Origin of the sequence: Wenzhouxiangella psychrophila (assembly GCF_042310375.1) — a bacterium.
In the GTDB taxonomy this organism is placed as follows: Bacteria; Pseudomonadota; Gammaproteobacteria; order Xanthomonadales; family Wenzhouxiangellaceae; genus Wenzhouxiangella.
In genome coordinates this window covers 139,338-149,709 of record NZ_JBHJMQ010000010.1, presented here as the reverse complement: position 1 = coordinate 149,709, position 10,372 = coordinate 139,338, and the positions used below count along the sequence as shown (strand labels likewise).

The following is a 10,372-nucleotide window of genomic DNA, read 5'->3' as shown; positions in this document are numbered from 1 at the left end:
GACGCTGCCCCTTGCTCGCTGCCCGCACGGAGCTAGGCGAATCGACTGCTCGACGTTTGGCAACGAGCCGGATGCTGAAAAGCACAAGTGCTATAACTAGTAATTAGGTGGCGGAAGTGGGTCATAGCGATTATTACGGCCATTTCGCCGTTTAATCTGCGCGCCGCGCTGTTCGCCCGCCTCATCATCCTGACTTCCCTCGAGTTCCGCTTGCGAGCTCGCATGCTATGCGGCGAAAAAGTCGGTTGGCGTCAGATGACAAGAGCTGGCATAGCGCAGCACGCCAACTGACTCGGATGCTGGGCCGAGAGAAAACGGAAACATCGGGACGGATGGTGCCGCCAACGCCATGGGTGAACAACGGATCGTGATTGCCCACGATCTCCCTCCTCTTTCAAATCAACTTCCGGCCCTGCCCCTTCCCAAGAAGGGCCGGAAGAGGTTTGAGGCTAGCACAGGTGATTTGGGTGGTGCCAGCGTGGGGGATACTCGGTTGTCGATAGGCCGTGCTGGTCTGTTGCGTGCGAGGTCCCGGCTCTGCGCTTCGCTTCGGCCGGGACGACAAAAATTTTCCGGAGCGTCAGGCCCCGGCTTGGAGGCCGGGACCATGTCTTATTTGCTTAGCTTGGACGCCAGGATTTCGATGCCGCGGTGGATTTCTTTTGGGGGCGCGGCGGTGAAGCAGAGCCTTACGTGGTGTTTGTAGGGCCCGAAGCTCGGGCCGGGGGCGACCAGCACGCCGGCTTCTGCGAGGTCGCCGAGCAGGCCGTCTAGGCCGCGGTCATCGAGGGCGTGCGCGACGTCCGGGAACAGGAAGGTGCTGCCTTTGGGTGCTGGTAGATCGAGCGCTTCGGCCGCTTCCTTCCCGAGTTGCGCGTACTTTTCGCGGGCGTTGGCGACCCACTCGTCGGCGGCGCCGTTGAGGGCGTTGAGTGCCGCCAGCTGCGAGGCCGAGCAGGCCGAGTAGTTGATGTTGGTCATGATGCGCTTGACCGCATCGATGGCTTCGTCGGGCCCGGCCAGGTAGCCGCAGCGGTTGCCGGCCATGCCGTAGGCTTTCGAGAAACTGTGTACCGAGATGGTGTTGTCCGGCGAGACAGATCGGGTATAGGTGTGCTCGCCGTCGTAGACGTAGTCTTCGTAAACATCATCGGAGAAGATCCACAGGTCGTTCTTTCTGGCCCACGCGCTCATGGCTTCCAGCCACTCGCGCGGCAGCAGTCGTCCGGTGGGATTGTGCGGGGTGTTCCAGTAGACGGCGACGGTCTTGTCCGTGCGGTGCTGCTTCAGTCGCTCGACGGCTTTTTCGGCCGAGTCGATCTCGGTCATCATCGGCACGTCCACCGGCGTGGCGCCGAAGGCCCTGACACTGCCGGCGATCAGCGGCCAGTAAGGCGCGACCAGAAGCACTTCCTCGCCGGGTGATACCAGCGCGCCGACCACGGCCGCCAGGCCGGCCGTCGCACCGCCGGTGACCACCACCTGACCGCGTTCGGTTTGTATGCCGGTGCGCTCGCCGTGGACCTCGGCGATGCGATCGCGAAGCTGCGGGTAGCCCGGCACGGGCGAGTAGCGGTGCATGCCGGGGTGGTCCTGGACGGTGAGATCCTGCATGCGGCAGCCCTCGGCCGGCTCCATCCAGGTGTCGCCGACGTGCAACGGCACCGGCGGCTTGCCGGAAGCGGGCTTTTTCTTCAGTCCGGAATAGACCGAGCCCTTCACGCCCTGCGCGGACTCGGCGATGTTCGGAAATCTCGGCATGGTCGATCAGTGATTCGATACCGGCCTACAGGTTACACGCTACACGGTGTGGCCTGGCGCCTCGTCGGGCATGTTGACGAACAGCAGCACGATGCCCGAGGACACGACGTACATGAACGCACCCTCGAGCGAGTTGATACCGAGCTCGGTCTGCCACATCTGGAAGTACGCGCCGCCGATAGCCATGAACAGGCCGAGCCAGACCGCCACGGCCACGCCGCAGCCGACGACGGCCCACTGCTTGGCGTGGGTGAACACAGCGGGCGTATCGTGCCGGCGGCGGACCATGTCAAAGCTGCCCTTCAGGCACAAGACGCCGGCGAGCAGCTCGCCGAGAATCACGATCCACAGCGCCACCCAGACCAGCACGCCGGTCACCGGCGGACCGAAATGATTGTGGTAGTACTCGTGATCGGCCATCGACAAGACGGCGGCCATGACCGCGTGCGCAGCCTCGAGATTGACGATGTTCTGCAAGCCGTAGAACAGGGCCTGCAGCCCGACGCAGACGACAAGAACGACTTTCAGCAGTCGGATGGGCATGACTTTTCCCTCCCCGGATGACCGGTAAACGCGACATTTCCCTCGGGCCGAATATACTCCGTCGCCCCCGGGGATGCGACTCGGCCGGGCGCAAGCTGTGCAATCCGGACCGGCCCTGGCCGGCGAGGCCGTATAATCGCGGCTCGATCTTCTTTGTGAAAGCCGCCCATGCCCCGCCTGCCCCTAGCCCTGATGGCACTGATGATGCTGACCGCCCTGCCGGCCCCGACGCCGGCCGCGCAGCAGGCGTCCGGCGGTCATGAATGGGCGCAGCTCGACCGGGAATTCGGACAGATCCTCGAGTCTGCCGCCGTTCCGGGCGCGGCCTGGGCGGTCGTGCGCGACGGGCGCATCGTGCATGCGACCGGTTTCGGCGTGCTCACGCGCGGCAGCACCCGGGCCGTCACCCCCGAGACCGTGTTTCGCATTGCCTCGGTGTCCAAGACCTTCGCGGCCCTACTTGCCGGCCAGCTCGTCGCCGAAGGTACCTTGCGCTGGAATGACCCGGTCAGGCGCTTCGTGCCGCAGTTCACCCTGGCCCGGCCCGAGCATGCGCAGCGACTGACCCTCGAGCACCTGCTCGGCCAGTCTGCGGGCATCGTGCCCAACGCCTATGACAACCTGCTCAACGCCGGGCGCACACTCGAACAGATCCTGCCGCAATTCGGCCGGGTCGAGCCGATGTGCCCACCGGGTCAGTGCTACACCTACCAGAACGTCCTGTTTTCCCTGGTCGAGCCGGCAATCGAGGCCAGCACCGGGCGCGACTATGCCGAGCTCCTGCGGGAACGGCTGTTCGAGCCACTGGAGATGCAGCAGGCTTCGGTCGGCATGGCCGAATTCCTGGCCAGCGAAAACCGCGCGAAACCGCACGTCAAGGTGAGCCGCCAGCGCTGGGCGCCGACCGAGGTCAACGAGAACTACTATCGCGTGGCGCCCGCGGCCGGAATCAATGCAAGCGCCATCGATCTGGGCCAGTGGCTGATCGCCCAGATGGGCCATCGCCCGGACGTGATCGCTCCGGGACTGGTCGGCGAACTGACCCGCAAGCGGCTGCACACAGCCCGGGACATGCGCCAGAAGAGCTGGCGAGGCCTGCTGACCAACGCCCACTACGGGCTGGGATGGCGCATCTATACCGTCGGCGACGAAGACATTTTCATGCACAGCGGCTGGGTACGCGGCTTCGTCGCCCAGGTGGGCTACTCGCGCGAGCGCGGCACCGGTATTGCCGTGCTGTTAAACGCCGAGTCGTCGGCGCTCAATGCCATGACTGCGCATTTCTGGAAAGAATTGCTGGCCGAACCGCCGATGATCGTCCGTGACGAGAAAACCACGCCCGGTTCCCGACCCGGCGAAGTCGCCGCCGCCGCAACCGTCGCTTCCGGCGACTAGGATCGCTCGACCGCGCTACGGCCCGGGGCACCTTGCCCCAAAAGAGAACAAGGCCTTGTCCGAAATCGCTCCTGGCCACCATCAAACCGGCGATGACGATCAATCCGAACTGCAATGGCGCCGCCCAAAGTATGGTCGCGTGCGGACGCCCCAGCACCCGGATGTCGTGGAACAGAACCACTGAATACAGCAGAAGAACGCCGCCGAGACCGTAAATTGCGTCGTTCACCACGAAAGCGTCACTGATTCGAAATGCATCGAAGTGGCCGATGCGTGTCAACGGCGGCCCCGTGATGGACAGGGTGGCAAAAAGCATCATTCTCTTGTGAGTCTGAGGGCGAACCTTCAGTGCAACGCCGGTTGCCACCTATGATTCAATACACACCGATGCAGAAGGCCTCTCCAGTAATCCATGATGCGCCTTACTTTTTTCCTCGAATCATTCATCAAGGACTGCATTGATCGGCGGTGCGGATATTCCAGATTCAATCAGATACCCCGTAGTTTATCCTTCAAGGCGCAGGAAGCGCGCTGCGTTGTTATAGAAGATGTCGCGCCGTTGTTCTTCGTTCAGAAAGGGCGCCTGTTCGATCGACTCGATGGCCCCTTCGATCAGCTCCGGCCAGATCATCTGGTCAGAAGAAAACATCACGCGTTTTCCAAAGCCGGCTTCGATGATGGCTTTCAGGTAACGATGGAAGTCAGCCCGTGGATGGATATTGACCAGTGCACCGATGTCGACATGCACCTGCGGGTGGGTGTACATCAGCGTCAGCATGTCGTCGAGTTGGGGCCAGCCGGCGTGAATGACGTAGATCCGCAGATTCGGGTATTCGATCAGGATGTCGTCGAGATCAAGCGGACGAGTCAGGCCCTGGGTGGCGCCGCCCATGTAAGGTGTTCCGGGCGGGCCGGGATGGATATGAATACCGACGGGAAGGTCGAGCTCCTCGGCCAGCACCCAGAACGGCGCCATCTTCGGATCCTTCGGACCGATACCGGCGTACTGACCAACGACTTCCGCCAGCACTTTCAGTTCACCGTCGGCATGCAATCGGCGTAAATCATCCGGGGCGACATCGACACCCGGACCGAACAGCTCCAGGCCGGGAATCAGGCGATCGGGTGCGGCCTTGCGCCAGGTACGCACATCCCCGGGCGTACCGCTGATGACGCCGACGATGTTGTGGCGTTCGAGGAGGCGGATGGTTTGTTCGCGCAGCGCATTATCGGTCGTGGGTGAATACAGCGGACGATCACAGTAGGACCTGCCCGCCGCAGCCATCACGCCCTCCCCCCGACTGGCCGTGTTCCAGGTCGGAAAGATCCTGAACGGTGCGCAGATGGCGACAGGAGGTGGACCGAACCGGTCCGCTGGATAAGCATGAAGGTGCATATCGATAATGGGCGGGACCGAGTCGCTGTCGCCTGCCAGGGAGAGCATCGGCAACACAAAGAGTAGCGCAAGCAATCGTCTGTCGTTCATGGTCCGTTCCTGGTGTGGCGATGTGACAAAGGATTGGATCCGTGTCGTGTCAGCGGCGAAATACGGACCCGAAGAAAGATCGGGTTCCCGCCGGAAGCATCAGGAACCCGGGCCTTGCTATGAGCACGCTGGAAGGTAGGGATGTATCACGCAGATCACGCTGGGTGGCCGGGTATTGGAAGGGTGGTCGGGCCGTCCCAGCTCGATGAGCACTTCGTCTTCATCCGCATTGGCGTGGTAGTGCCAATCAAGCAAGAAGCGGCCACCGCTTTCCAGCCGGCCCCGCGCATTTAGGCTGATGGCCGGGTCGGGCGCCGAACCGTTGGGGTGTAGCGATTCTTCGAACCACCAGGCCTGTCCCCGGATGAGCGATGGCAGGGCTTCGATCTCGTCGATGTAGACCGTCCCGGCGTCGAACAACTCGCTCAGTTCCGGCCAGGCAACAAACCAGATGGGCAGGCCCGGCACGGCACTGCGTGAACGGGCATACACGGGTGCCAGATCTTCCTCCGGCCCATTGGTCCACAGTTCCGAGCCCTCGATCAGCAGTTGGCATCCAAATGCGCCCGGACCGTCGGGACCGGGAAAGTGGAAAAACTGGCCAAGATCGAAATCCAGAGGAACGCATTCAGGATTGCGGTAGAAGACGATGGCCGCCCAGTCGTCGTCGTGGGGAACGTCGAAGTCAGGTATCAGCAGTTCCAGGCGGGCGTAGGCCGGGATGCCCGGGGACTGCGACGGGAAATCCAGCTTGACGGGTCCGTTGCCCATGGCGAGCGGGGCCGCTGTTGCCATGAAAAGAAGCAGTGTCAGGGCGACAGCGGTGAAGTAGTGCGGTTTTGGTAGTATGCGGTGATTGCCGGGCTGTAGAGTGGAAGTCATCGTGCTGCTCCTAGTGTGTCTTGGATGGCGATGTCGGTCGGCGGCCGGAGCCGCTCCGCATCGGCACGGCCAGATTGCCGCCGCAGGGTCGTCGCAGTCTTCAACGGCTCGTCAGCAAGTTGTCAGCAGGACATGGAGATTGCGGTGAGTAAGCGACTGGCATTCGGCAAGTTCGTGGTCGAGCCGTCACTGCAACGACTGACCCGCAATGGCAAGGTCATCCCGCTCAAGCCCAAGGCCTATGACCTGTTGTGCCAATTGCTGGCGCATCGGGATCGGGTGGTCAGCAAGGCCGAGTTACTCGACTGGCTGTGGCCGCGCCAGGACATCAGCGAATCCAATCTTTCGCAGACCGTTTACGAGTTGCGGCGTGCACTTGAGGGCGGCTCCGGAGAGGCCCAATGGATTGAAACCGTGCCGCGCCGCGGCTACCGGTTTGTCGGGAAAGTTGCCTCGTCAGCCCCTTCGGCGACTTCGCAGGTACCTGCTTCGCTTGCTGTACTACCGTTTCTCGATCTTGGGGATGATGCCGAACAGGCGCACTTCGGCCTTGGCATGGCCGATGCCCTGATTACCGCTCTCGCCGGTCTGGGAGGACTGGTGGTCAGGCCGCCAAGCGCCGTCATGCGCTATGCCGAAATGCGGCAGGATGCACTCGAGGCCGGGCGACAGTTACAGGTTGACGCGATACTCGAAGGCAGCTTCCAGGCCGGCGCAGCGGGAATCCGGATCAGCACTCGGCTGCTGCGGGTCGCCGATGGCAGTTGCTTGTGGGCCGATCAATTCACTAGCGCAGACCGCGATCCATTTGCCGTGGAAGACGCCGTATCCAGCCGGGTTGCGGAAGCCTTTGCCGGGGAACTGGCCGGCGATGCCGCCCCGACCCGCGCCACTCGCCGCACCGACGACCCGGAAGTCCACATCGCGAGCATGAAGGGCTGGTACTGCTGGCACAAATGGGCGTTGCCGGCCTGGATGCAGGCCATCCGGCATTTCCAGCATGCGCTCGAACTGCAACCGGACCATGCACCGTCGCTGGCGGGGCTGGCCGCCGCCTGGTCGACACTGGGCATTTTCGGCGCCTCGCCGCCGCGAGAAGCTTTCGATAGCGCCCGGGAAGCGGCCGGAAAAGCCGTGGCCCTGGCGCCCGACTACTCGCGCGGCCACGAAATCATGGGTGCGATTCATCTCTTCCACGACTGGGATTTTTCCGCCGCGGCCCATTGCCTGGATTGCGCCATCGAACTCGATCCCGACAGTTGCAATGCCCGCCACCTGCGCGCCCTCACGCTTGCCGCAGGCGAACACAATGCGCCCGCCCTGGCCGAGATCAAACGGGCGTTGCAGGCCGATCCTCGGTCACTGATTACTCTCACTGATGTGGGCTATATCCACTATTGGGGGCGTCTTTTTGCACAGGCCGAGCAAGCCTACCGCGATGCCCTTGCACTGGACCCGGACTTCGCCCACGCGCGCCGGGCCCTGGCATACGTGCTGGCCGAACTCGGCGATCCGGACCAGGCCCTGGCCGAGCTTCGACACGCGGTGAAACAGGCGGGGAAAGAGCCCGACCTTTCAGGCGATCTGGCCTGGTTGCTGGGGCGTATGGGACAGAGGAACGGGGCCGAAGCGATCATCGCGGCGCTGGAGAACCAGAGCAGCCGCGATTATGTTGATCCCTACCAGTTGGTCCTTGGCTATATCGGTCTGGAAGATCACGGGCGCGCATTCGAGGCGCTCAAACGCGCCTTGCACAATCGCAGTCGCGATCTGATGCTGATGCGGGTTGACCCGGTCATGGACCCGATCCGTTCCGACGCACGCTACGAGCCATTCCTCGAGGAAGCCGGCCTGACCTCGTAGCAGGTAGCCCCCGGCCCGGACGATTCTTGGGCGCTGACAAGCCTGGGCCGTTCAGGTACGCTTCGCCGACAGCATGCCGTCAGTGACGCGCAACAGAATCATCTCGCCCTACTCCATCGAGTCTTCATGAAACCTTCCATTCTTCTCGGCACCGCCACCATCCCGGATACGAACAAGCAGATGCTGCTGTATCAGCACGAGGTGAAGTTCTCGATCACCATTCCCGGCCGGGGCGAGTTGATGAACAGCCGCGTCAACGGATCGGAAAAGGCGCTGGCCGAGTTGACCTGCGCGCGGATCAAGGGCGTCGCCAACCCTCGCTTGCTGATCGGCGGGCTCGGCATGGGTTTCACCCTGGCATCCGCCCTGGAAGCCGTCGGACCCGACGCCGAAGTGGTGGTGGCCGAACTGGTGCCGGAGGTTGTCGATTGGAACCGGGACCTGATGGGCGAACCGGCCGGTCACCCCCTGTCCGATCCTAGAGCCACCGTCTACGTGGGCGATGTCAGCGATGTGATTCGCAAGCCCGAGTCCGGCTTCGACGCCATCATGCTCGACGTCGACAACGGGCCCGAGGCGCTGATCCGGCGCGAGAACGACTGGATCTACTCGGCCGCCGGACTGGCGGCCATTGCCCGTTCACTGCGGCCCGGCGGCGTGCTGTCGATATGGTCGGCCGGGCCCGACCGACTGTTCGTCAAGCGCATGAAACAGGCCGGCTTCCGGGTCGACGAGCGCGTTGTCCGGCCTCACCGGGCCGGCAAGGGAGCGCGGCACTTCATCTGGTTCGGGACTGTCGATGATCAGGGTGTCTCCGTCGCGTCACGGTAAAGCAGTTCGATCCAGCGATCGGGCGGGATGAAGCCGCCGCCCCACTGCTCATCGTATTCATCGGTGATGCCGGCGGCCTGGATTTCCTCCAGGGACAGGCCTTCTTCGATTGCGCTACCGAGCCTCTCCTGGACGGTCGTCAGCATCTGGTGATAACCGAGCAATTGTTCGCGGTCGATGACCGGTCCACCGTGGCCGGTAATGATGGCCGTGTCGTCGCCGGCCAGTTCGGCAATGCGCTCGACGGCCGAAATCATGCCGGACAAGCTGCCGCCGGAATCAACATCGACGAAGGGGTACAGGCCGTAGAAGACGATGTCGCCGGCGTGAATGACGTTGGATCCGGGCAGGTAAACCACTGAGTCGCCGTCGGTATGCGCATTCGGCACATGGAAGCTGCGGATCTCGTGTCCACCCAGATGGAAGGAGATGGCGTCGTTGAAGGTCACCACCGACAAGGCCGCATCGGGAGACGCCGGCGTGGTGCGGCCGAAGAACTCGTTCACCTGCTCGCTCGACATGCGTTCGCGCACATTGTCGTGCGCGACCACGAGTGTGCCCTTTTCAGCCAGGTTCTCGTTGCCGCCGGTATGGTCTCCGTGCCAGTGCGTGTTGAGCACGAACTTCACCGGCTGGTCGGTGACCGAGCGGATAGCCGCCAGGATCTTGTCGGTCAGGGGTGCGTACTGATCGTCGACGAGGAAGGCACCTTCCTCGGTCACGACGAGTCCGAGGTTGCCCCCGCGGCCGGTCAGGACATGAACGTCGTCGGTAACCGACTCGACGTTGATCTCGACGTCTTCCATGGATTGCGCCAAGGCGGGAATCGAAGCGGCAAGCAAGGCCGCAGCGACGAGGGGATTCAAGAATTTCTTGTTCACGGGCGATTCTCCGAGTGATGGACGAGCCTGAAACTCAGAATACATCAGAGGCATGAAACCACCGCTCAACCGTCGATAAAGGCGCGACCGGAAGCATGCGAGGGCAACACCTTGCCGGGCGTGCAGGATCCCGACTCGTCCGGGCGAAACCTTTCGGGATGCTGATAGGCCATCCACCAGTCCTCGTCGACGCGAACGAAGCCGAAGGCACCGGACTGCGGCGTCAACGGGGCAGCCCCGGGACTGTGGACGAGGGCACGGTTGATGCCGGTTCCGCCACCAAAGGGGCGTCCGAGCCATAACCAGGCCTGGCTGTCGCAGGGGGCACGCTGTGTGTCGACCAGCAGCCAGCCGACGCGGCGGCGCTGATCGTCATAGACCGGCTCCTGGTATGAAACCAGAGCTTGTGACGACAGCCCTACCCGCCATTGCCACCCGATGTCGGCATGATGCAAAAGCCAGTGCGCCATGCCGGCAATCGCGGCCAGCAGAACAAACGACAGCGGAAGGGCACTGGCGCGACGAGTGATGACCAGAACCAGCAGTTCGCCAGCTCCCCACAATACCAGCCCGAAGCCGGTGTAGATCAGCGTGTCGTAGAGCCACAATCTCGGTTCGGCGCTTTCGGCCCAGGGCGAGAAAACCGAACTGCAGTAAAGCCAGGCCCAGGCCATCACGGCCAGAATTGCGGTTCGGACAATCGCGGCGGTCATCGGAATCCCCACCCGGT

At 62.9% G+C, this 10,372-nt stretch carries 9 protein-coding genes; 3 read left to right on the top strand and 6 right to left on the bottom strand.

The features are described from left to right. Positions 1-612: 612 nt before the first annotated feature. Together ACDC66_RS12905 and ACDC66_RS12900 are read right to left on the bottom strand one after the other, a co-directional pair. On the bottom strand, positions 613-1,761 hold the full coding sequence (locus tag ACDC66_RS12905) for a pyridoxal phosphate-dependent aminotransferase (RefSeq protein WP_376697145.1): 1,149 nt from the start codon (positions 1,759-1,761) through the stop codon (positions 613-615). A 39-nt stretch (positions 1,762-1,800) separates the two neighbouring features. Continuing rightward, a complete protein-coding gene (locus tag ACDC66_RS12900; protein WP_376697144.1) occupies positions 1,801-2,304 on the bottom strand; it encodes a DUF2165 family protein in 504 nt (167 codons plus the stop codon). Positions 2,305-2,472: 168 nt separating this feature from the next. Here ACDC66_RS12900 and ACDC66_RS12895 point away from each other — a divergent pair, with 168 nt between their 5' ends. After that, on the top strand, positions 2,473-3,699 hold the full coding sequence (locus ACDC66_RS12895) for a serine hydrolase domain-containing protein (protein WP_376697143.1): 1,227 nt from the start codon (positions 2,473-2,475) through the stop codon (positions 3,697-3,699). A 505-nt stretch (positions 3,700-4,204) separates the two neighbouring features. Here ACDC66_RS12895 and ACDC66_RS12890 read toward each other — a convergent pair. Together ACDC66_RS12890 and ACDC66_RS12885 are read right to left on the bottom strand one after the other, a co-directional pair. Further along, positions 4,205-5,185, bottom strand: coding sequence for an amidohydrolase family protein (locus ACDC66_RS12890; RefSeq protein ID WP_376697142.1), 981 nt, complete (start codon positions 5,183-5,185; stop codon positions 4,205-4,207). Between the two features lie 117 nt (positions 5,186-5,302). Beyond that, a complete protein-coding gene (locus tag ACDC66_RS12885; protein ID WP_376697141.1) occupies positions 5,303-6,067 on the bottom strand; it encodes a hypothetical protein in 765 nt (254 codons plus the stop codon). Positions 6,068-6,211: 144 nt separating this feature from the next. On the opposite strand from ACDC66_RS12885, the gene ACDC66_RS12880 reads away from it, so the two are divergent. Both ACDC66_RS12880 and ACDC66_RS12875 read left to right on the top strand, forming a co-directional pair. Continuing rightward, positions 6,212-7,930, top strand: coding sequence for a winged helix-turn-helix domain-containing protein (locus ACDC66_RS12880; RefSeq protein WP_376697140.1), 1,719 nt, complete (start codon positions 6,212-6,214; stop codon positions 7,928-7,930). Positions 7,931-8,056: 126 nt separating this feature from the next. Further along, entirely contained in the window at positions 8,057-8,761 is a 705-nt protein-coding gene (locus ACDC66_RS12875) for a spermidine synthase (RefSeq protein WP_376697139.1), read from the top strand. Here ACDC66_RS12875 and ACDC66_RS12870 read toward each other — a convergent pair. Both ACDC66_RS12870 and ACDC66_RS12865 read right to left on the bottom strand, forming a co-directional pair. Then, positions 8,734-9,642, bottom strand: a complete 909-nt coding sequence (locus tag ACDC66_RS12870) for an MBL fold metallo-hydrolase (protein ID WP_376697138.1) — start codon at positions 9,640-9,642, stop codon at positions 8,734-8,736. The genes ACDC66_RS12875 and ACDC66_RS12870 overlap by 28 nt on opposite strands. Positions 9,643-9,707: 65 nt before the next feature. Next, entirely contained in the window at positions 9,708-10,355 is a 648-nt protein-coding gene (locus ACDC66_RS12865; protein ID WP_376697137.1) for a hypothetical protein, read from the bottom strand. Between the last annotated feature and the right edge of the window lie 17 nt (positions 10,356-10,372).

What these genes read in the sequence shown, in the direction of transcription:
- ACDC66_RS12905 (WP_376697145.1), bottom strand. Translation starts at nt 1,761, where the DNA reads ATGCCGAGATTTCCGAACATCGCCGAGTCCGCGCAGGGCGTGAAGGGC.
- ACDC66_RS12890 (WP_376697142.1), bottom strand. Translation starts at nt 5,185, where the DNA reads ATGAACGACAGACGATTGCTTGCGCTACTCTTTGTGTTGCCGATGCTC.
- ACDC66_RS12875 (WP_376697139.1), top strand. Translation starts at nt 8,057, where the DNA reads ATGAAACCTTCCATTCTTCTCGGCACCGCCACCATCCCGGATACGAAC.
- ACDC66_RS12865 (WP_376697137.1), bottom strand. Translation starts at nt 10,355, where the DNA reads ATGACCGCCGCGATTGTCCGAACCGCAATTCTGGCCGTGATGGCCTGG.
- ACDC66_RS12895 (WP_376697143.1), top strand. Translation starts at nt 2,473, where the DNA reads ATGCCCCGCCTGCCCCTAGCCCTGATGGCACTGATGATGCTGACCGCC.
- ACDC66_RS12885 (WP_376697141.1), bottom strand. Translation starts at nt 6,067, where the DNA reads ATGACTTCCACTCTACAGCCCGGCAATCACCGCATACTACCAAAACCG.
- ACDC66_RS12900 (WP_376697144.1), bottom strand. Translation starts at nt 2,304, where the DNA reads ATGCCCATCCGACTGCTGAAAGTCGTTCTTGTCGTCTGCGTCGGGCTG.